The following is a 22,298-nucleotide window of genomic DNA, read 5'->3' on the forward strand; positions in this document are numbered from 1 at the left end:
TCAAGTCTAGGTTGAGCTTCTTGGGAGTTTGCCCGCCCGAGCCAGCCGGGTCAGAGCGCGTTGACCACGCCGTCGACGGGCACCTCGATGCGTTCGCCGCTCGCGCGGTTCCAGACCTCGACGGTTTTATCGACCACTCCCCTGCCGACGATCACGATCTTCGGCACACCGATCAACTCAGCGTCACCGAATTTTACTCCCGGCGACACCTTCGGCCGGTCATCGAACAGCACCGAACGGCCAGAGCGCTCGATGTCGGCGACGATGGTCTCGGCAGCCTCGAAGATGGCATCGTCTTTGCCCGCGCGGCCTGCGACGACGACGTGCACGTCGAACGGCGCGACGGCGGGCGGCCAGATGAGGCCGTTCTCGTCGTTGTTGAGCTCGGCGATGATGGCCAGAATGCGGGTGACGCCGATTCCGTACGACCCCATGGTGACTGTGACGAGCTTGCCGTTCTCATCGAGAACCTTGAGCCCGAGCGCCTCGGCATACTTGCGGCCGAGCTGAAAGACGTGCCCGATCTCCATGCCACGAGCAAGTTCGACGGGGCCCGAGCCGTCGGGTGCGGGGTCGCCCGCCTTGACCTCGGCTATCTCGATGGTGCCGTCTGCGGTGAAGTCGCGCCCGGCGACGAGCCCGAAAACGTGCTTGCCGTGGATGTTCGAGCCGGTGATCCAGCCGCTTCCGTCAACCACGCGCGGGTCGACGAAGTATCGAATGCCTGTGCTCGACTTCTCGCCGAGCACGGCTCCTTCAGGCGACCAGGGCCCGATGTACCCCTTGACCAGCCCGGGATGCAGTGTGAAGTCGTCTTCGGTGGCGGCTTCGACTTCGGCGGGCGCGAACGCGACTTCGGCGCGCTTGAGGTCGACTTCGCGGTCGCCCGGCAGACCCACCGCAACGATCTCTCGGGTGTGGTCGAGGTGGGTGAGGGCGAGCACGACGTTCTTGAGGGTTTCGCTCGCGTTCCACGCCGTGCCGTCGGGGCGTGGATGCACGGCATTCGCCACCTCGACCAGCGACGCAATCGTGGGAGTGTCAGGCGTGTCGAGCACCTCGGCGGGAGTCAGTTTCTCGTACGAACGCGTCGGCGGAGCAAGAGTCGTGAACGCCTCGACGTTGGCCGCATAGCCGCCGGCCGATCGTACAAACGTGTCTTCGCCCACGAGGGTGGGGTGCAGAAACTCTTCGCTTTTCGAGCCGCCCATGGCGCCGGCGTCGGCCTTGACGATGACGTATTCGAGGCCGAGGCGGGTGAAGATGCGCTCGTACGCGTCGCGCTGAGCCTGATATGAAACGTCGAGCCCGGCATCGGTGTAGTCGAACGAGTACGCGTCTTTCATGGTGAACTCGCGGCCGCGCAGAAGGCCTGCACGGGGGCGAGCTTCGTCGCGGTATTTGTCTTGAATCTGGTAGATCGAGAGCGGAAGGTCTTTGTAGCTGTTGTAGAGGTCTTTCACGAGCAGGGTGAAGACCTCTTCGTGCGTGGGGGCGAGCACGTACCCGGCGCCGCGGCGGTCGTTGAGGCGGAACATGCCGTCGCCGTACTCCACGTACCGGCCGCTGACCTCGTAGGGCTCTTTGGGCAGGAGGGCGGGAAAGTGCACCTCGTGGGCGCCGGCGTTGGTCATCTCTTCGCGGATGATCGCTTCGATTTTGCTCTTCACCCGCAACCCGAGTGGCAGCCAGGCGAAGATGCCGGGGGCTTGCCGGCGAATGTAGCCCGCGCGCACGAGCAGGCGGTGGCTGGTCACCTCGGCGTCGGCAGGGTCTTCGCGAAGGGTCTTCAGAAAGTAGTTGGTGAGGCGTGTTGGCACGAGAAGAGTCTATTTGCAGTGCGCTGCGTTGCAGTGCGCCGGGTTACAGTGCGCGGTCAGCTCGCGCTGCACGGCCCGCTCAGGCCGCCGCTCACGGCGTGAGTGCGTGACCACAGGTGCCGCAGAATCGATCGCGCGCATCATTGTGTGCACCACAGCTCGGGCACGGCCGACCGACGACAGCCGGTGACTCCGGGTCAGCGACGTACGCCGGCACGGCCGTCACTGGCGCCGACGTGACTGGCCCTGGCGCCGACATGGCAGCAACCGGAGTCGGCGTGGCTGCAACTGGAGTCGGCGCGGCCGCCACCGGCGCTGGCGTCGCGGGAACCGCGACCGACGACTCCACAACGGTCTGCGTCGCGTAACCGACGGCCTGCGCACCGGCGTTGACGGGCGCACCACCACCGGCCTCGGCACCGCCGCCGGCCTGCGCTGCGCGACGACGCTTGCGCGCACCGCCGAGAACGAGCAGCAGCACCACCACGACGATCACCGCTACGAGCAGTGCTCCGCCGAGAACGACCCAGATGACCCAACCGGTGGTGTTCTCCTGCGGGAAGGCCGTGATCGCTTTGCTCTGGTACTGCTGCGCGATCGCATTGTCGGGGTTGGCCGCGAGAGCCTTGCCGAGGTCGTCGGCGGCAGCGTGGTATTTGCCGGCGAAGTACTCGTTCAGCCCGGCGCGAAACTGCTTGTCGCTGTCGGCGAGTTCGTTCTTGATCGCGTTTCGCGAGAGCAGCGCTGAGATAGTCTCCGGAGCCGCAGCGAAGTTCAGCTGTTGCGTGTCGCTCGAAGGCCCGAAGCTCACGGTGCCGACTACACCGGCGTTGCCGTCGACCACGGGGCCACCGCTCATACCCGGGCTCATCGCAACGCCGATCTGGGTGAACGGCCCACCATCGGTCTGCTGCCGGCCGCTGACCTGACCCTGAGCGAACGTGGGCTCAGGATTGCCGCTCACCAAACTCGTCACGTTACCCGGGTACCCGATGGCGTCGACTTGCTGCCCCGTGGCGGGCGCGGTCGGCGAGACGACGAGTACGGGAAGCGGCGACGGAGTATCGATCTTGAAGAGGGCGACATCACCCTGACCGAGTGGCCGATCATCCACCAGCACAGCAGGGTATGACGTCGAGTCATCTGACGAGATGCTGATGGCCGGGTACACCTTCATGGTCAAGACGGGCGGCTCGCCGGTCTTCTGGCCCTCGACCGGCCAGTTGGCCTCGGCTCCCGCAGCCACGTAGCCTTCTGAGTCAGCCTCGGTGATATCGCCGTTCGAGACTTCGCCCGCGAGAAAGTCGTCGATGATGCTGGTTTTGCCTTCGGCGACATCGGCGCAGTGGCCCGCGGTGACAACCGAGCCGTCTGAGCTCGCGACGAACCCACTGCAGCTGAACGACGCATCTACTTCGTCAGACCAGGCAGTGCCGCCGTCTGGGGTCGGAAAGTTCACGTAACCGGCCCAGGTGCCGCTCAAATACACGGTTCCGGCTTCACCGATTGCGGCGATCTGCTCTTGAGGTAAGGCGGCGGCAGTGTCAGCTCGAGCCGCCGACGCGCCGAACTGAGGGGAGCCGAGTGGCGACGTGCCGAACAACGGCGCGCCGATCACGAGGGCCGCCGCGAGTGCGGTGACGATGATCGAGGGCAGACCGAACCGCGCGCGATGACGGCGCGAAGGGGTGAGCGACACGAGGGCCTCCGGTATAGTGAGCATTCATTAGTTACAAGGAATTCTCACTATACACAATCTCGGTGCCGTTACCTCAGCGATTCTCGGTGATCTCGTCGCTCAGAACATCGTCGCGCAACCGCTCACGCTCAACCTCGGGCGACGGGGCACGTTCATCTGCCAGGAGCCGCGGCTCCGCGATCTCGCCCGCCACACCGGGGGTCTCGAGCACGTCGATGCTGCGCCCATCGCCGTCATGACTGATGACGAAATGGGGAGAGTCACGCAAGTGCATCTCAATGCGCAGATGCTGGTGCCTGATCATCCAGATCAACCCGACGATTGCTGCGGCGAAGCCCGAGGCGGCACCCAATGCGATAGCCCAGCGCGGGCCGAAACTGTCGGCCACCCAGCCTACGATCGGCGCACCGATGGGGGTTCCGCCCATGAAGATGGCCATGTAGAGCGCCATCACCCGCCCGCGGAATTCGGGCGCCGTGGTCATCTGCACCGTGCCGTTCGCGGTGGTCATCAGGGTTTGACCGGCGAAACCGAGAAGCACCAATGTCGACGCGAAGGTGAAGTACGAGGGCGCGAGCGCGCCCAACAGACAGGCCAGGCCGAAGAGAGCGGATGCGCCGAAGATCAACCGCATGCGTGGGGTCTCGCGGCGCGCCGAGAGCAGGGCTCCGGCCACCGAGCCCACCGCGAGCACAGATGAAAGTAATCCGAACGCCGTCGAGTCGAGATGAAAGGTGACCGTGGTCATTGTCGAGGTGAAGATCTGAAAGTTCAGCCCGAAGGTGCCGATGATGGCGATGACGATGAGCACGATCACGATGTCTGGCCGTTTCGACACGTATCTGAACCCGCCCATCAGCTGGCCCGGTCCACCGCGCCCGGCCTTTTTTGTGCGCAGGGCTTCGCGGTGCATCCGGGTCAGCGAGAAGAGAACGGCACCGAAACTCACCGCGTTGATCAGAAACACCCAGCCGGCGCCGATGACCGCGATCAGCACGCCGGCGATGGCCGGGCCGATCATGCGAGCCGCGTTGAACGACGCCGAGTTGAGTGCGACAGCGTTCGAGAGATTTCCGTCGGAGACGAGGTTCGACACGAATGACTGGCGAGCGGGGGCATCGAACGCCGACGTGATGCCTAAGAGCAGCGCAAAGATATACACCTGCCAGAGTTGGGCGGCACCGCTCAGCACAATGAGCCCGAGACCCAGGCCCAGGATGCCCATCACCCCTTGCGTGAGCATGAGGAGTTTGCGGCGGTCGAAGCGGTCGGCGACGAGGCCCGTCCAGGGCACCAAGATGAGCTGCGGGCCGAGCTGGAGGGCCATGACGGCACCGACGGCGACGGCGTTGTTGTTGGTGAGGTGGGTGAGAACGATCCAGTCTTGGGCGGTGCGCTGCATCCATGTGCCCACGTTCGAGACGAGGGCGCCGCCGAACCAGATGCGGTAGTTGTAGTCGCTGAGCGAGCGGAACATGGCGCTCATGAGCGGCGCCCAGTAGTCAGTGCGCGTGCGGCGGCCGATGTGGGCGTGAACACGGCGGCATCAGCGGATGCGGCGGCATCAGCGGATGCGGCGGCATCAGCGGATGCGGCGGCGTCAGCGGATGCGGCGGCGGATGCGGATGCGCCGGACGTGCTCGAACAGTCGAAGAATGTCACCCAGCTCAACTGTCGGCCAGCCCGCGCAGAATCGTCGCCGCGCGGTCGAGGGTGAGCCGATCATCCGGAGTCAGCTCGGCGAGCCGCTGGTACAGCCAGGCATCGCGGCGTCGGCGGGTCTCTGCGACCAGTGCCCTGCCTGACTCGGTCAGCGAGATCACCACTTTTCGGCCGTCGTGTTCAGATGGGGTGCGACTCGCGTAGCCCGCGGCGACCACCGCGTTGATGGTGCGGTTCATCGATGGCGGCGTCACCCGCTCGAACGAGGCGAGCGTGCCGGGAGTGCTCGGCCCGTGATTGAGCAGGTAGCCCAGGATGGCCGACTGCGAATCGCTCAGTTCATCGTCGGCCTTCTCGTTGCGCAGACGGCGTGAGACACGCAAGATCGCGGGCCGCAGTTGAGCGGAGAGTTCGCCGGCGGCAACACGCTTGGGCGGGGCGATGGAGGGTGCCGAGGTGGGGCTCGATTCGGTCATCTTCTTAGCCTAACTCATTAGCCGAGCTAATTAGCTTTTGCGAAGGAACGTGTGGCGTGCGGTTCGAAAGTGCACGCGCAATCCCCGGGAAATCACGGTCACATGGTCATAATTGAGGCATACTCACGCGCGTCATCGTCAACCTGAGCCGCCAGACGATATCACTGCCACAGTGCGGCGCGCACGCCGTCGGGGGCCGTGAAGACTTCGCGTTCAGACATGCCGAGTTTCGTCGCCACCCGCATTGACGCGGTGTTGCGTACGTCGATCATCGCGATCGGAGTGCGATCTGCTGGCGGCTGGTCGGATGCCCGGGGCGAGTCAGCGAGGTCGGCACGGTGCCTATACAGAGCGAGCGCGGCGCAGGCCCCAGCCGTTGCCAGCCCCCTGCCCTGAAACTCGCGGCCCAAGCGCCAGCCGACTTCGATGCGGCCGACCGGGCCCCACGGTCTGCTCCACGGTTGAAGACCGACGAACCCGGCCACCTGGCGCCGAGCATCCGGTGCCTCGCTACCCGGCCGCAACACGGTCAACGCGAACAGACAGACACCCGTCGTCGAGGCGAGGTGCTGCTGCCGCGCGACGAAATCGACGTACCACTCGAGTGTTTGGGTCGCCCCATTCGAGATGTAGCGCATCACCTCGGCGTCATCGAAAAGCCGAAACCACTCGGCGGCATCGCTGTCGAGCGGCACCCGCAGCTGAAACTCGGGCGACGCGAACACCGGCGGCTCGAACTTGTGCGTTCCGCCCTCAGGCGTCACGAGCGGGCGGCGTCGACACCAACGACCATGCGAACCAGCAACCGACGACGCACGGGCTCAGCCCGCGGTCACAACCTGGGGGCTACCGAGTTCGCCGGGCGGCATCTCGGCGGCCATCCGGTTCGCCTCTTCGATGAGTGTCGCGACGATCTCCGACTCGGGCACCGTCTTGATGACCTCGCCGCGTACGAAGATCTGGCCTTTGCCGTTGCCCGACGCCACCCCGAGGTCGGCGTCACGCGCCTCGCCGGGGCCGTTCACGACACAACCCATCACAGCCACGCGGAGAGGAACGGTCATGCCCTCGAGCCCGTCGGTCACGTCGTTCGCAAGCTTGTACACATCGACCTGCGCACGGCCGCACGAGGGGCACGACACGATTTCGAGCTTACGTTCGCGCAGGTTCAGCGACTGCAGAATCTGCAAACCAACCTTGACCTCTTGCGCGGGCGGGGCCGAAAGCGACACCCGAATCGTGTCGCCGATGCCCTCTGACAGCAGAATGCCGAACGCTGTCGCCGACTTGATGGTGCCCTGAAACTCAGGGCCCGCCTCGGTCACACCGAGATGCAACGGCCAGTCGCCCCGCTCGGCGAGCTGCCGATACGCCTTCACCATCACGATGGGGTCGTTGTGCTTCACCGAGATCTTGAAGTCGTGAAAATCATGTTCTTCGAAGAGCGAAGCCTCCCAGACCGCACTCTCGACGAGAGCTTCTGGCGTGGCTTTGCCGTACTTCGCGAGGATGCTCGGCTCGAGTGACCCGGCATTCACCCCGATGCGGATGCTCACCCCCGCAGCCTTGGCAGCCGCAGCGATCTTGCCCACCTGGTCATCGAACTTGCGAATGTTGCCCGGGTTCACCCGCACACCCGCACACCCGGCATCGATGGCCGCGAACACGTAGTTCGGCTGAAAGTGGATGTCAGCGATCACCGGTATCTGGCTCTTCTTCGCAATGATGGGCAGCGCCTCGGCGTCATCACGGCTCGGCACGGCCACGCGCACGATATCGCAGCCCGATGCCGTCAGTTCAGCGATCTGCTGCAACGTCGCGTTGATGTTGGTCGTCGGCGTCGTGCACATCGACTGAACACTGATTTGCGCGTCACCGCCTACCAGCACCTTGCCGACCTTGATCTGACGAGATTTGCGTCGGGGGGCGAGAGTCTCGACGACTTTCGGCATACCCAGATTGATTGCAGCCACGATTCGAGCTTACCCGCACTGAGTTGGCCGAAGCCCGTGCACCGCTACCCGAGCAGCGAATCGCGTGGCTCAGGCGGTCGGCGGGGTCGGCGGTGTCGGGCCGGGGCGGTTCGCGCGCAAGACTTCGAGGCGGGCGCGGTACTCCACCTCGTCGATGTCGCCCTGAGCGAAACGTTCCGCGAGGGTCTTCTCGGCTTCGCTGCTGCCGGATGCTCCGCCCCAGCCACCACCGAAACCACCGTAACCCTGGCCCCCGCCCCAGCCGGGTCGCCCACCCCAGGCGCCAGGGTACCCGCCGTTCGCGGCCCAGAACCTGCGACGCCGACGCGTCGCGAGAGACACGATGAGAATGATGACGCCGATCCAGAACAGCGGAATCAGCAGAAACAGAAACCCGAAACCGCCGGGGTGCCAGCCCATCGGCCCCCAGTGAGTGAGGGCCGCAGTGACGGGCTCGGCAGCGGGCGCTGCAGTAGTTGCTGCGAGAACAGAAGTGAACACGATGAGTTGTCCTTTCGAATGCGAGCCCGTTAGAGGCGCGGGCCTGTCACTCAAGACTCGTCGTGCAGCTCGATTCGCACATCGGCCGGGTGGAGCATCCGCTCTACTCCCACGGGAGTGGCTGCGAGAGGCGCTCGTGACCGCGTGTGGTACTCGCGCATGGTACTGCGGTACCGCTAGCGACGGCCGGCCGGCTAGTTGCGGCGTGTCTGGTTGCGGCCCGTCTGGCTGCGGCCCATTTTATTGCGGCCCGTCGAGCTGCCCTTCGAGCTGCGGCCCGTCGAATCGCGGCCCGGTCCGGCCAGTCAGCCTCGCGCTACTTCCAGCCCGGCCGAACCAGGCCGGCCTCATAGGCCACCACCACGAGCTGAGCCCGATCGCGCGCGGCGAGTTTCGTCATGGTGCGCGACACGTGCGTCTTCACGGTCAGCGGGCTCAGAAAGAGTTTCGTGGCGATTTCACCGTTCGTGAGCCCGGCACCGACGAGCGTCAGCACTTCGCGTTCGCGTTCGGTCAGGGCCGCGAGTGAAGCGTGCGGCGCACCCTCGGTCAGGCTGGCGGCGACCCGTTCGAGCAGACGGCGGGTAACGCTCGGCGACAGCAGAGCATCCCCACCGGCCACCACCCGCACCGCCCTGATCAGCTCGACCGGCTCGGTGTCTTTCACGAGAAATCCGCTGGCGCCGGCGCGAATGGCCCGGCCGACGTACTCGTCGAGTTCGAAGGTGGTGACAATGACGATGTGAGTCGATGCGAGCGCGGGGTCAGCGACGATCTGCTCGGTTGCCCAGAGCCCGTCGCCGTCAGGCATGCGGATGTCGAGCAGCGCCACGTCGGGCCTCAGCCGGGTGACCACGTCGACCACTTCTGTGCCGGTGCCCGCGGTGCCCACCACGTCGATGTCGGGTTCGTTCGAGAGCAACGCGGTGAACCCCGCACGAATGAGGTGCTGGTCGTCGGCGATGACGACGCGGATGCTCGGCGGCACTGTGCCCGTCGAAGGCGTGCGCGCGAGCGCTGTCACGGTCGGCCGCCGAAAGTCGGGCTTCGTCGCCGCCGCGGAACGGTCGCCACCACCGCGAACCCGCCCGTCGCCATGGGGCCGGCCTCGAGATGGCCGCCGAGTAGCTCTGCGCGCTCCGTCATGCCGACTACGCCGTTGCCGGTGCTGTAGCCGCGAGGCCGTGCGGCGTCTCCGGCAGAGCCGACGGTGCCGTCGTCGATGACCGAGAGCTGATAGTCATCGGCGCGTTCGTCGATGGTGACCCGAACGCGCCTCGCGTGAGCGTGCCGCGTGACGTTCGTCAGGCTCTCTTGGGTGATGCGGTACAAAGCGAGCTGCACTCCGGGTGGCGGGTCTGTGGTGAGCCGATTGACCAGCGTCACCTCGAGGTCGTCGGAGGCGACCGAATCGACCAACGCGGGTAAGCGGGTCAGATCTGCCTGAGGTACGAGCGGTGCGGCTGCACCAAGCGACGGGTCTGCACTCAGCGACGCGTCTCCACTCAGCGCCGCGTCTGAAGATGCGCCGGCGATGCTGTCGGCCGGGTCACGAGGGCTCTCCGAGCGTAAGAACCCGAGCACACCACGAACCTCATCGAGAGCCGTTTTACTGGTCGCCTTGATGCTCGCGAGAGCCTCTGCCGCCTTCTCCGGATGATCGTCAATGAGATGCAACCCGACGCCGGCTTGCACGTTGATTTGCGAGAGCGAATGGGCGAGCACATCGTGCAGCTCGCGGGCGATGCGTTCACGCTCAGCCTGTGTCACATCGTCGCGGCGTTTGCGATACGCCTCCTGATAGGCGACGACGCGGTCTCGCCTGGTGCGAATCGACTCGCCGATGAAGAGCACGATCACCACGCCGGCCGTCGTCAGAATCACCCGCGCCGGATGCCAGGTCACTCCGAAGGCGACCGAGCCGATCAGGGCGAGAACCCAGCCCGAACCCACCGAAATGATCGCCCAGATGCGGGCCCCTCGGGCCATGGCCGAGACGATGCCGAACGCCAGCGCGATGTACGGAGCGCCAGACCCCGGTGTGAACACGAGGTCGGCACACGCCGCGGCCGCGGTGATGGCGACGACGGGGCCGGGGAATCGCCTCGCGAAGATGAGGGCGACGGGCCCAACGATGGCCAAGAGCACCATCAGCGCGCCGGCGGCCCCGAACTCCGGATGATGCATGCTGACGAGTATCGACGCCGGCACTTGTACGACGAACGACAAGAAGACCGGAATCCAGACGAACAGCGCGCGCGGCGGCCCGAAGCGCGGTTCGCGCTGCAGCGACCGCCCCGACCCGAGATCGGCCCGGCGCAGCGCCCAGGCGGGCGGCCCCTCGGGCCACGACGGCTCCCGGACGAACCCAGAGCGATCAGGCGCCGAGCGATCAGCCGCCGCGCGACGCGGCACAGAGCGGTCAGGCACAGCCATGAGACCGATCGTATCGCCGTGACGACGGCCGGGCATCCGTCAGCCGTACCCAAGCGCATACTCCCCTGGGAGTACTCGTTGAGCTACCCGACATCGTCACCGCGGCCACCACCGCCCGCTCACCCAAAGATGTTCACCGGGTTCACGATGTCGGCGTACATCAGCAGCGCGCTCACTCCGCCGAGAAAGATGACCACCACAAAAGTGAGCGGCATGAGCTTCGCCGTGTCGACCGGCCCGGGGTCTCGGCGGCCGAAGAGCTTGGCGATGCGGCGACGGAGGCCCTCCCACAGGGCTCCCGCGATGTGACCGCCGTCGAGCGGCATCAGCGGCACCAGGTTGATGACGAACAACCCGATGTTCACCGAACCGAGCAGACCGATGAGCGTGGCGACCTTCGATTGCAGCGGAATGTCGATGGTCGCGATCTCGCCGGCGACTCGGCCGACGCCAACCACACTCATAGGGCTGTCTGCACTGCGCGTTCCGCCGCCGAATGCCGCCTGAGCGACCCCGGTCAGGCGCTGCGGCAGGTTGAAGATGGTGTTCGCGACGCCCGCCACATTCTCACCGACGAACGGCAGCACCGCCGTGATGGGCTGCGGCTGAAGCTGCGTGGCGTAGCCGATGCCCACGAAACCCACGTTCTCGGTCACCGGCGCACCCGAGGCGTCGGTCTTGGTGACGACCTGGTTGTTGACCAACTCGGTCACGTTGCGCTCGGTGAGCAACGGCGTCACTGTGAGTGTGGTGTCGGTTCCGTTGCGGTCGACCACCACCGTGAGCGGCACACCGGCCGACTGACGAATGATGTTCGTCGAGTCGTCCCAGCTGGTGACGGCGGTGCCGTTGATGCTGACGAGCCGGTCACCCGGCAGGATGCCCGCGGCCGCTCCCGGCGAGACCGGATCAGTAGTGGCACAGGTCTGACTCGTGCTCGACGCCGGCAGCACACACGAACTGACCGAGCCGACCGTTGTGCTGGGGCCTGCGATGCCGAACCCGCAGAGCACAATGGCGAAGAAGAAAATACCGAGCAGCAAGTTCATGGTGGGGCCGCCGAGCATGATGATCACACGCTTATAGACGGGCAGCTTGTAGAAGGCGCGACTGTCGTCGTCGCCCACCGAGTCGGTGCTGGCTTTGCGGGCATCCTGAACCAGGTTGTTGAAAAAGCCGGTGCTCGTACGACGAAGCTTGCCGCCGGGCTTCGCGGGCGGAAACATGCCCACCATGGAGATGTAGCCGCCGAGCGGAAACGCCTTCACGCCGTACTGCGTCTCACCGCGGCGGCGAGAGAAGATGGTGGGGCCGAAGCCGATCATGTACTGCGTCACCTTGACGCCGAACTTCTTGGCCGGCACCAAGTGGCCTACCTCGTGCAGCGCGATCGAAACACCGAGGCCCACCGCGATGATGAGCACACCGATGACGAACAGCAGCACGTTTTCCACCCGCTCACGTTACCCCGCGGGTGTCGCGCCCCGCTGAATGCACCCTGTACCCACGCTGTGGGTTAGACGTGCGCGATGATGCGGTCGGCCTCGCGGCGCGCCCAGACTTCGGCCTCGGTGAGGGCTTCACGCGTGAGAACGGCGTTGGCGGGCTCGTGCAGCTGCACCACGGCCTCGATGGTGTCGACGATGTCGAGAAAGCCGATGCGACCGGCGTGAAAGGCCGCCACGGCCTGCTCGTTCGCCGCGTTGAACACGGCGGGGTAGGTCGAGCCCGCGCGGCCGACCTGCTTCGCCAGCTTCACGGCGGGAAAGGCGAAGGTGTCGAGCGGCTCGAACGTCCAGCTGTGCGGGGTGTTCCAGTCGAGCGGCACACCCACGCCGGCAACCCGATTCGGCCAGTCGAGCCCGAGCGAAATAGGCAGCCGCATGTCGGGCGGCGAGGCCTGGGCGATGGTCGAGCCGTCGACGAACTCCACCATCGAATGAATGACCGACTGTGGATGCACGGTCACCACTATTCGGTCGTATGGCACGTCGAACAGCAGATGTGCCTCGATCACCTCGAGGCCTTTGTTCACGAGCGTGGCCGAGTTCGTGGTGACGACGAGCCCCATGTTCCAGGTGGGATGCGCGAGGGCTTCACGTGGCGTGACCCCCGCGAGCGACTCCCGGGTGCGGCCTCGAAACGGGCCGCCCGACGCGGTGAGCACCAGGCGCGATAGCTCACCCGCGGTGCCCGATCGCAGCGCCTGCGCAATGGCCGAGTGCTCGGAGTCGACCGGAACGATTTGCCCGTGCCGTGCGATGCCCTTCACGAGTTCGCCGCCGACGATCAGGCTCTCTTTGTTGGCCAGCGCGAGGGTTCGGCCCTCCTCGAGAGCTGCGAGGGTGGGGCCGAGGCCCACGGAACCGGTGATTCCGTTCAGCACGACGTCGGCGTCGATGCCCCGCACGAGCTGCTCGGCCTCGACTGCACCAAGAGCGAGGTCGGCGACACCGAATTCGGCGGCCTGGGCATCCATCTCGGCCCGATTGCTGCCGGCGGCGAGACCCACGACGTCGAATCGGCCAGGGTTCGCTCTGATCACATCGAGAGCCTGAGTGCCGATGGAGCCGGTCGAGCCGAGAATGATGACGCGGCGAGGCTGGTCTGAGGTGGCGTGCTGCGCTGAAGCGGCGGCCTGGTCTGGCATGGCGGCCTGGTCTGGCATGGCGCTCAACCGGCCGTCGTGGCGAGAATGTCGATCACGAACACGAGGGTGTCTGTGCCCGTGATGTTCTTCGCCGGGTCGGTCGAGGGCACGCCTGCCGGGCCGTACCCTTGGCCGGGCGGAATCACCGCGATGACCTGCGAGCCCACCGTTTGGCCGACCAACGCCTGACTGAAGCCCGGGATGACCTGGCTGGTGCCGAAGGTGACGGGCCCCTTGCCCCAGCTCTGGTCGAAGATCGTCGATGTGCGCCAGATCACGCCCTGATACTGCACCGTGACACTGTCACCACTCGCCACCGTCGCACCGTCGCCCTTCTTCAGCACTGCGATCTGCAGCGACGTGGGCGGATCGCTCGGCGGAATGGTGATGGTCGGGGTTCCGTCGGGCGCGAGTGCCACGGTGGGGAAGCCCGCGGGAGCCGGCTGGGGCACCCCGGTCGCCTGCGTCGGCAGATTCGGGTCGACGGTAGCGGGCGCGGTCGACGTGGGAGCAGGCCCGACATCTTTCACGTCGACCACGAACACGAGCGTGTCGGTCGGGCCCACGTTGAGGTTCGAATTGCCCGCGGAACCGTACGCGTCACCCGGCGGAACAACCGCGACCACGCGTGAGCCCACCGGCGCGCACGACACCGCCTTCACGAGGCCAGGCAGAAACTGCGACTCATCGACGGTGACCGGAATGGGCGAGCCGCCCGTTTTCAGCGTGGTGAACAGCTCGGCGCCCGTGGTGCCGTTGTACAGCGTGAAGTCGATAGTCGCCTGCGAACCGGTGCTCGCCACCGCGCCGGTACCCGTGGTGAGAACCGTGCGTTCGGTGATGTCGACGCTCATCGGCGCCGTGAAGGTGGTGGTCGGGTGCGTGTCGAAATCGCCCGTGACCTTCACCGAATCTGACGCCGTTCCCGGCGCGGTGAGCGAACAGGGGGCACTCGCGCTCGGCGACGGAGCCGCAGAACCACTGCACCCGGCGAGCGCCAGCAGCAGTGCGGCGGCTGCCGTAGTCGACACCACAGTCGACGCCAGGGCAGAACGGAATGTACGCATGAAACCTCACCTGTTCGAAGTGACCATGTTAGCCCGGCGGGTTCAGCGTGCTGGTTCGGGGCACTGGTTCAAGGGGTTGGTTCAAGGGTTGGTTCACGGCGCTGGTTTGAGGCGCTGGTTCGCGAATGGTCGGCGTGCTCACGCCCTGGCGTCGGCGCCTGCTGGTTAACTAAGACGACAGATCACGCCGGTACAATCCGAGGCACTCGATCCACGACGCGCGCGATCACGCGAACGTCAGCCACCAGAACAGGATGCCCGGATGCCCCCCAGCACTCCCCCGCCCGGTACGGGCACTGGAGCCCAGACGCCGGGTCTCTTGCTCGCGGGCGACCGGGCACCCGAACCTCGCACCCTGATGGACATTCTGCGCGAAACCGCCGCCGCGAACCCTCAGGCGTCGGCGCTGGCCGATGCATCCGGCACCCTCAGCTATCGCGAACTGCTGCGCGCCGTCAACGCGTCGGCCGCTCGGCTCGCCGAGGCCGGTGTTCGGCGTGGCGATCGGGTGGGCATACGCATTCCCTCGGGTACCCGAACCATCTACATATCGATACTCGCCACTCTCGCGGTGGGCGCGAGCTATGTGCCCGTCGACGCCGACGACCCCGAAGAGCGTGCCACGCTCGTCTTCACCGAAGCGGCGGTCGTGGGCATCGTCGGAGCGAGCGGCGAGATCGTGCTGAACCGGGCGCTGGCGAGAGTGGATGCTCGGCGGCTCCAGCCCGCCGAGGTGGTCTTCAGCCATGCCCCCACCACAAGCATCCCGACCCTGGGCACCCCCACCGGCACCCTCCCCGTGGTCGGCGGCCCCACCGTCGACGACGACGCCTGGATCATCTTCACCTCGGGGTCGACCGGAACCCCCAAAGGTGTCGCCGTCACCCACCACTCGGCCGCCGCGTTCGTCGACGCCGAAGCGCGCCTGTTTCTGCAGGCCGACCCCATCGGGCCCGGCGACCGCGTGCTCGCCGGCCTCTCGGTCGCCTTCGACGCCTCCTGCGAAGAGATGTGGCTGGCCTGGCGCCACGGCGCCTGCCTCGTGCCGGCGCCGCGCTCGCTGGTGCGATCGGGCGTCGACCTCGGCCCGTGGCTCATTGCGCACGGCGTCACCATCGTGTCGACCGTTCCCACACTCGCCGCGCTCTGGCCGCCGGAGTCGCTCGAGCTCGTTCGGCTGCTGATCTTCGGCGGCGAAGCCTGCCCGCCCGAACTCGCGGCGCGGCTCGCGGTCGACGGCCGCGAGGTGTGGAACACCTACGGCCCCACCGAAGCCACCGTCGTCGCGTGCGGAGCGCTTCTCACCGGTGAGGTGCCCGTGCGTATCGGTCTGCCGCTCGACGGGTGGAATCTCGCCGTGGTCGATGGCGACGGGCATCCCGTCGGCGAAGGCGAAATCGGCGAACTCATCATCGGCGGCGTCGGTTTGGCCCGGTACCTCGACCCCGCCAAAGACGCCGAGAAGTACGCCCCCATGCCGAGCCTCGGCTGGCAGCGCGCATACCGCAGCGGCGACCTCGTCGTATTCGACAGCGACGGGCTGGTCTTTCAGGGTCGCGTCGACGACCAGATCAAACTCGGCGGCCGCCGCATCGAGCTCGGCGAGATCGAGGCGGCGCTGCAAGCGCTGCCGGGCGTCGCCGGTGCGGCCGTGGTGGTGCAGCGCACGGCGGCCGGCAACCAGATTCTGGTGGGCTACATCGCGCCGAGTGAAACGCTCTTCGACACAGCGGCGGCGACGCGGTTGCTGCGCGAGGAGCTTCCGGCGGCGCTCATTCCGTTGCTGGCCGTCGTCGACTCGTTACCCACGCGTACATCGGGCAAGGTCGACAAGGCGGCGCTGCCGTGGCCGTTGCCCGGTGCAGGGTCGGCCGGCGGTGTAGGTGCCGGCGGCAACGGCGACAGCCGCGCGGGCGGGCGAAACTCCAGCACGGCAGGGTCGTCGGGCTCGAGCACCGCCGGGCATCCGGATGCCCTCACCACCGCACTCGGCGAAACGGGTGTCTGGCTTGCCGAACAGTGGACCGCCATTCTGGGCGCCCCCGTTCAGAGCCCCGACGACGACTTCTTCGCCTTCGGCGGCGGAAGCCTCTCAGCCGCACAGCTGGTCTCAGCCATTCGCACTCGGTTCGCCGAGACCACCGTGGCCGACATCTACGACCACCCGCGCATCGGCGCCCTCGCGGCCGAACTAGACGCCCGAACACCGGCGGTCAGTGCGAGCCGCGAACCCGTGCGGCCCACCCCCGTGGGCACGCAGCTGGCGCAGACGTTGCTCGGCATTCCGCTCTACGTACTGGTGGGGCTGCGCTGGCTGGTGTACGTGCTTGCGGCCAACAACATTCTCTCGGCGTTCGGCGTCTTCCCGTGGGCACCCACCATTTCGTGGTGGTACCTGCTCATCGGCTTCATCGTGCTGATCACGCCGTTCGGGCGCATGGCCATCTCGGTGCTCTCGGCGCGAGCGCTACTGGCCGGCGTCGAGCCGGGCGACTACCCGCGCGGGGGCAACGTGCACGTGCGGCTGTGGCTCGCCGAACAGATCGCGCACCTGGTGGGCGCCACCAATCTCGCCGGCGCACCCTGGATCATCACCTACGCACGGGCGCTCGGAGCTAAAATCGGCCCGGGCGTCGACCTGCACTCGCTGCCGCCCATTACGGGAATGCTGAAGATCGGGGCGCGGGCATCCATTGAGCCCGAGGTCGACCTCGCGGGCTACTGGATCGACGGCGACGTGCTGCACCTCGGCCAGGTTCAGGTCGGGGCGGATGCCGCCGTCGGTGCCCGCAGCACGCTCTTGCCGGGCACGCACATCGGGCGCCGCGCCGAAATCGCCCCCGGGTCGGCCGTTTCGGGTCGAGTGCCGTCGGGGCAGCTGTGGGCAGGCTCGCCCGCACAGCGCATCGGAAAAGCACGGCCCGACTGGCCAGACCATCGCCCGCCGCGCAACACGCGCTGGCTGTTCGCCTACGCGCTCGGGTCTGTCGCACTCTCGTTGCTGCCCGTCGTCGCGGTGCTCGCCGGGGCGGCCGTCGTCGGCCTGTTTCTCGGCCTCAGTCTCGACCCGAGTGCCGTGCACGGGCTCGGCAGCATCGCAGGCGGCGGCGCAGCAGACACGGCCGACATCGCACGGGCGAACGCGCAGGCGGCTGCCGCGGCCGCCGCGCAGTTCGCGCACAGCTCGAACGGCATGAGTCTTCTCGGCTCGCTCGGCGGAGCCTCCTCCACGAGTATGGCCACCCTCGGCGATGCGGCCTGGCGGGCCTTGGCAGCTATTCCGCTCGCCACCCTCGCCGCCGGAATCGTCTATGCCGGCCTCACCGTCATCGCAGCGCGCCTCCTTGGCATCGGCATTCGCCCCGGCAGCTACCCCGTGCGCAGCCGCGTTGGCTGGCAAGTCTGGGCAACCGAACGCCTGCTCGATGCCGCGCGCACCATTCTCTTTCCGTTCTACGCGAGCCTCTTCACCCCGGTCTGGCTCCGGATGCTCGGGGCCACCGTCGGCAAGAACGTCGAAGCCTCGACGGTTCTGCTTCTGCCGGTCATGACGACCATCGGCGACCACGCGTTTCTTGCCGACGACACCATGGTCGCCTCCTACGAACTCGGCGGCGGCTGGCTGCGCATCGACGAGGCCCGGGTGGGCAAGCGAGCGTTTCTGGGTAACAGCGGCATGACCGCGCCGGGCCGGGCCGTTCCGCGCAACGGGCTGGTCGCCGTGCTGTCGGCGACTCCGCGCAAGGCGAAGAACGGGTCGTCGTGGTTGGGTAACCCGCCCGTGCGGCTGCGGCGTCAGGTCAACGAATTCGATGAAGGGCGCACCTTTCGGCCATCCAGTGCCCTGCGGCTTGCCCGTGCGCTCTGGGAGATCGGGCGCATCGTGCCGGTGATGATCAGTGTGGCCATCGGGCTCGGCATCGCGGTGCTGCTGGAGTGGCTGCTCGGTGCTCTTGGGCTCGGCTGGGCGATTGTGCTGTCGGGCGCAGTGATGCTCGCCGCTGGTGCGGTGGCCGCGGCGGTTACGACGGCCGCGAAGTGGGCTCTGGTGGGGCGGATTCGCCGAGACGAGCATCCGCTCTGGTCGTCGTTCGTCTGGCGCAACGAAGTGTCAGATACCTTTGTAGAGATGGTTGCTGCTCCCTGGTTCGCGAATGCTGCTTCAGGCACGCCCGCTTTGGCCTGGTGGCTGCGCTCGCTCGGCACCTCAGTGGGCCGCGGCGTCTGGTGCGAAACGTACTGGCTGCCCGAAGCCGACCTCGTGTCGCTCGGGGCCGGGTCGACCGTCAACCGCGGCTGTGTCGTGCAGACCCACCTCTTTCACGACCGCGTGATGAGCCTCGACGGCGTCACCCTCGACGACGGCGCCACCCTCGGGCCGCACGGCGTGATTCTGCCGGCCGCTGCCATCGGGTCGAACGCCACCGTGGGGCCCGCCTCGCTCGTGATGCGCGGCGAGAACGTTCCGGCCGGGTCGCGGTGGGCGGGAAACCCCATCGCGCCGTGGGCGGTGCATACGGGCGAGGCAGACACGCTGACGACGGATGCCGCGGTTGCGGGCCTGGAATCGCCTACCGTGGGCGGGGCCTTCTGATGGCCCGGCCCACGTCAACGGCCCTCGCCTCCGAAGGCGCGCGCTCGCACGGCGACCCCTACCTGCCCACGAGCGGCAACGGCGGGTACACCGTGCTGCACTACGACCTCGACTGCGACTACCGTGTGTCGAGCAACCGGCTCACCGCCACCGCCACCATCACCGCTCGCGCCACCCAGCGGCTCAGCAAATTCAGCCTCGACTTCGCCGGTCTCGTCGCGAGCCGCGTGAGCGTCAACGGCGTTCGCACCACCCACCTGCAGCAGACCGCGCGCAAGCTCGTCGTCACACCCGCCACCCCTCTGGCTAACGGCGCCGAATTCACCATTGTGGTGCGCTACGCCGGCCTACCCAGACCGGTTCGCAGCCAGTGGGGCGAGGTGGGCTGGGAAGAGCTCTCAGACGGGGTGATCGTGGCCGGCCAGCCGAGCGGGGCGCCCTCGTGGTTTCCGTGCAACGATCATCCATCGAACAAAGCGACCTATACGTTCACCCTCTCGGCCGAGACCGCATACCGCGTGCTCTGCAACGGCGAACTGGTGCGCAAAACGCAGCGCGCCAGCCGCACGCAGTGGGAGTTTCACTGCCACGAACCGATGGCCACCTACCTCGCGACCGTGCAGATCGGCCTCTACGAGACCATGGGCGTCTCGCAGCACGGCGTGCCGCAATACGTGCTGCTGCCCGAAGATCTGCGCCCGAACGCTCTTGCCGACTTCGAGGCGCAAGAGCGCATGATGGCGCTGTTCGAGCGACAGTTCGGGCCGTACCCCTTCGCCGACTACACCGTCGTGGTAACCGACGACGACCTCGAGATTCCCCTCGAGGCGCAGGGCCTCGCCATTTTCGGCCGCAACCACATCGACGGACTCGGCGGCTCAGAGCGCCTCATCGCCCACGAACTCGCCCACCAGTGGTTCGGTAACAGCCTCACCGTGTCGCACTGGAAAGACATCTGGCTGCAAGAAGGCTTCGCCTGCTATGCAGAATGGCTCTGGTCAGAAGAATCGGGCAGCGCCACCGCAGACGCCTGCGCTGAAACGCACTGGGCCAGAATCAATCGCCAGTCCAAAGACATCATCGTCGGTGACCCTGGTGCGCTCCGGATGTTCGACGACCGTGTCTACAAACGAGGCGCCCTGACGCTGCACGCCCTGCGGCGCACCCTCGGCGACCCGGTGTTCTTCGACGTTCTGCGCGATTGGGCGGCGTCTCATCGGCACGGCTCCATTTCGACCCCGGAGTTCATCGCCCTCGTGGAGCGCTACGCCACGGTTCCGGTGCGCGCACTTTTCGCCTCCTGGCTCGACCAGGCATCGCTGCCGAAGCTCCCCCGGCGACACCCGACGGCCTGAGGCTCGCGAGTACTTTCGGAGCTCATCGGCGCCGCCGAGCATCCCGAGGCGCATGCGATCGCCGACAGCGGTAGCGCGTCAGACTTTAACGGGGCGCTTGGCGTTCTGGATGCCGATCGCCGAAACCACCCCACCGAGCGTCAGCAGCACCGCCGTGACGATGGCGCCGCGCGCAAAACCCTCCGTGGTCAGGGCATCTCCCACGATAAGCGCCGCGGCGGCGGTCGCAATCAGCCCTGCCACCCGCGAGACGGCATTGTTCACGGCCGATGCGATTCCCGCGCGCTCAGGGTCGATCGCCCCGAGCACGGCGGCCGTCAACGGCGCCACCGTGATGGTGAGCCCGAGCGCAAACACCACCGTGCCAGGGAACACCTGCGTCAGATAATTGGCCGAGGGAGTCACCTGCGACAGCATCACGTACCCCACCGCCCCGATGACGGGCCCGATGGCCATGAACAACCGCGACCCGTACTTGCCGGCCAGAGTGCCGAACAGCGTCGATAACGAAATGCTGATGATGGTCGAAGGCAGCGAGGCCAACCCCGCCTCGGTAGCCGAATAGCCCGCCACCTGCTGCAAGAACAACGTCAGCAAGAAGCCGCCGAGCGAGAGCGCGGCATAGATGAAGGTGGTCGCCAGGTTACCCACCCAGAAGTTGCGCACCGTGAAGAGGCTGAGCGGCAGCATCGGCTGTTTCACCCGCCGCTCATTCACGATGAACGCCGCGAAAGCCGCCACCCCCACGACCATTGCGCCCCACACAATCGGGTTTCCCCAGCCGAGCCGCCCCTGCTCGATCAGTGCGAACACGGGCAAACCGATGCCGAAGACGCCGAGCACGGCACCGCGGTAGTCGATCTTCGGTTTCACCGGGCGCGGTGGCTCGGCGTACACCCCGCGCAGCAGCCACAGCGTCACCGCGATCGGAATCACGTTGATCGCGAACACGAACCGCCACGACGCGTAGTCCACCAGCACGCCGCCGAGCAGTGGCCCGGCGAGAAACGCGGTGCTGGTCCAGGCCGTCCACTGACCGATAGCCTTCGCCCGCTTCGGCCCATCGAAGTTCGAGATGATGATGGCCAGCGAACTCGGCACGAGCAGCGCGCCCGCCAGCCCTTGGAGTCCGCGCGAAATGATGAGAAATTCGTCGGTCGGTGAGATCGCACAGAGAATGGATGCTCCGCCGAACCCGATGAGCCCCCAGAAGATCACCCGCCGCCGCCCATACGCGTCAGAGAGCGAACCGGCGAGCAGAATCACCGCAGTCAGAGTGATCAGATAGGCATCGACGACCCACTGCTGGCCGGCCAGACCCCCACCGAGTTCACGGCTGATGGCCGGCAGTGCCACGTTGATGACCGTGCCGTCGAGAAAGGCGATGAACGAGGCGAGAATGGCGACGATGAGTACTTTGCGCTGATAGGCGGTCACGGGCATCCACCCTCGCAACAGACTGCGCCCGCGTGAACTGACGCTGACGCTGACGCTCTCTGCGCACCGGGAGTTTTTGCCGCGACTGAAGGCACCGTCACTGCGTCAGCGCCACAGCGCGCGGCTCGTGCAGCACCTCGAAGTTCACCGACTGGGCGATGAAGCACAGCTCGCTGGCTTCGTGGTGCAACGAGTCGGCCAATTCGGCTTGGGATGCCTCGGCCACCGTCACCACGGGCCGCAACGTCACCGAGGTGAAGTGGCCGCCCTGCCCCACTTGCTCCATGGTGCCCACCGCAGAATCTTCGTAGGCCGTGACCACCAGCCCGTGCTGCACGGCGACATGCAGGTACGAGAGCATGTGGCACTCGGCGAGCGCCGCCAGCAGCAGTTCTTCGGGGTTCCAGCGGTCACGGTCGCCGTGAAATGTTCGGTCTGCAGACGACGGCAGTTCGACCTTGCCCTCGGCACGAATCACGCCGGCGCGGCTGTAGTCGCGGTAGCCGCTCGTGCCCGTTCCGCGGTTGCCTTGCCATTCGACTGACACGAAGTAGTGGTGTTCGGCGTTCACGTTTCTCAGCCTAGCCGCGGGTTGTGCACAGGCGGCGAGTTATGCACAATCGGCCGT

At 66.7% G+C, this 22,298-nt stretch carries 17 protein-coding genes; 2 read left to right on the plus strand and 15 right to left on the minus strand.

Going from position 1 to position 22,298, the window contains the following annotated elements; all coding sequences use genetic code 11:
- Positions 1-50 precede the first annotated feature (50 nt).
- The 13 genes from IEX24_RS09250 to IEX24_RS09310 all read right to left on the minus strand — a co-directional run bounded on the left by IEX24_RS09250 (position 51) and on the right by IEX24_RS09310 (position 14,284).
- Positions 51-1,820, minus strand: a complete 1,770-nt coding sequence (locus tag IEX24_RS09250) for a proline--tRNA ligase (RefSeq protein WP_188677220.1) — start codon at positions 1,818-1,820, stop codon at positions 51-53.
- 91 nt (positions 1,821-1,911) lie between these two features.
- Positions 1,912-3,543 carry a trypsin-like peptidase domain-containing protein gene (locus IEX24_RS09255; protein ID WP_188677223.1) on the minus strand — a complete coding sequence of 544 codons (1,632 nt, stop codon included), beginning with the start codon at positions 3,541-3,543 and terminating at the stop codon, positions 1,912-1,914.
- A 49-nt stretch (positions 3,544-3,592) separates the two neighbouring features.
- The gene (locus IEX24_RS09260) at positions 3,593-5,005 is read right to left on the minus strand and encodes an MFS transporter (protein ID WP_188677226.1); all 1,413 of its coding nucleotides are present in this window, start codon (positions 5,003-5,005) and stop codon (positions 3,593-3,595) included.
- A complete protein-coding gene (locus tag IEX24_RS09265; protein ID WP_188677229.1) occupies positions 5,002-5,181 on the minus strand; it encodes a hypothetical protein in 180 nt (59 codons plus the stop codon). Before IEX24_RS09265 ends, IEX24_RS09260 begins: the two co-directional genes overlap by 4 nt.
- Before the next feature lie 5 nt (positions 5,182-5,186).
- Positions 5,187-5,657 (minus strand): MarR family winged helix-turn-helix transcriptional regulator, encoded by a 471-nt coding sequence (locus IEX24_RS09270; protein ID WP_188677232.1) that lies wholly within the window; start codon positions 5,655-5,657, stop codon positions 5,187-5,189.
- A 161-nt stretch (positions 5,658-5,818) separates the two neighbouring features.
- On the minus strand, positions 5,819-6,421 hold the full coding sequence (locus tag IEX24_RS09275) for a GNAT family N-acetyltransferase (RefSeq protein ID WP_188677235.1): 603 nt from the start codon (positions 6,419-6,421) through the stop codon (positions 5,819-5,821).
- A 57-nt stretch (positions 6,422-6,478) separates the two neighbouring features.
- Positions 6,479-7,630, minus strand: a complete 1,152-nt coding sequence (gene ispG / locus IEX24_RS09280; RefSeq protein ID WP_188677238.1) for a flavodoxin-dependent (E)-4-hydroxy-3-methylbut-2-enyl-diphosphate synthase — start codon at positions 7,628-7,630, stop codon at positions 6,479-6,481.
- Between the two features lie 69 nt (positions 7,631-7,699).
- Positions 7,700-8,131 (minus strand): SHOCT domain-containing protein, encoded by a 432-nt coding sequence (locus tag IEX24_RS09285; RefSeq protein WP_229715201.1) that lies wholly within the window; start codon positions 8,129-8,131, stop codon positions 7,700-7,702.
- 316 nt (positions 8,132-8,447) lie between these two features.
- Positions 8,448-9,155, minus strand: coding sequence for a response regulator (locus tag IEX24_RS09290; RefSeq protein WP_229715202.1), 708 nt, complete (start codon positions 9,153-9,155; stop codon positions 8,448-8,450).
- Positions 9,152-10,567 (minus strand): sensor histidine kinase, encoded by a 1,416-nt coding sequence (locus IEX24_RS09295; RefSeq protein ID WP_188677240.1) that lies wholly within the window; start codon positions 10,565-10,567, stop codon positions 9,152-9,154. The genes IEX24_RS09290 and IEX24_RS09295 overlap by 4 nt, the downstream gene beginning before the upstream one ends.
- Positions 10,568-10,686: 119 nt before the next feature.
- A complete protein-coding gene (locus IEX24_RS09300) occupies positions 10,687-12,021 on the minus strand; it encodes a M50 family metallopeptidase (RefSeq protein ID WP_188677243.1) in 1,335 nt (444 codons plus the stop codon).
- Positions 12,022-12,083: 62 nt separating this feature from the next.
- Entirely contained in the window at positions 12,084-13,217 is a 1,134-nt protein-coding gene (gene dxr / locus IEX24_RS09305; RefSeq protein ID WP_188678160.1) for a 1-deoxy-D-xylulose-5-phosphate reductoisomerase, read from the minus strand.
- A 23-nt stretch (positions 13,218-13,240) separates the two neighbouring features.
- A complete protein-coding gene (locus tag IEX24_RS09310; protein ID WP_188677247.1) occupies positions 13,241-14,284 on the minus strand; it encodes an FKBP-type peptidyl-prolyl cis-trans isomerase in 1,044 nt (347 codons plus the stop codon).
- Between the two features lie 262 nt (positions 14,285-14,546).
- Between IEX24_RS09310 and IEX24_RS09315 the strand changes: the two genes are divergently transcribed.
- Positions 14,547-18,878 carry a Pls/PosA family non-ribosomal peptide synthetase gene (locus IEX24_RS09315; RefSeq protein ID WP_188677250.1) on the plus strand — a complete coding sequence of 1,444 codons (4,332 nt, stop codon included), beginning with the start codon at positions 14,547-14,549 and terminating at the stop codon, positions 18,876-18,878.
- Positions 18,878-20,233, plus strand: coding sequence for a M1 family metallopeptidase (locus IEX24_RS09320; RefSeq protein ID WP_188677253.1), 1,356 nt, complete (start codon positions 18,878-18,880; stop codon positions 20,231-20,233). Before IEX24_RS09315 ends, IEX24_RS09320 begins: the two co-directional genes overlap by 1 nt.
- Positions 20,234-20,311: 78 nt before the next feature.
- Here IEX24_RS09320 and IEX24_RS09325 read toward each other — a convergent pair whose 3' ends face one another.
- A complete protein-coding gene (locus IEX24_RS09325; protein ID WP_229715203.1) occupies positions 20,312-21,670 on the minus strand; it encodes a DHA2 family efflux MFS transporter permease subunit in 1,359 nt (452 codons plus the stop codon).
- Positions 21,671-21,767: 97 nt separating this feature from the next.
- The gene (locus IEX24_RS09330) at positions 21,768-22,241 is read right to left on the minus strand and encodes an OsmC family protein (protein WP_188677259.1); all 474 of its coding nucleotides are present in this window, start codon (positions 22,239-22,241) and stop codon (positions 21,768-21,770) included.
- Between the last annotated feature and the right edge of the window lie 57 nt (positions 22,242-22,298).

Origin of the sequence: Subtercola lobariae (assembly GCF_014640255.1) — a bacterium.
GTDB lineage: Bacteria > Actinomycetota > Actinomycetes > Actinomycetales > Microbacteriaceae > Subtercola > Subtercola lobariae.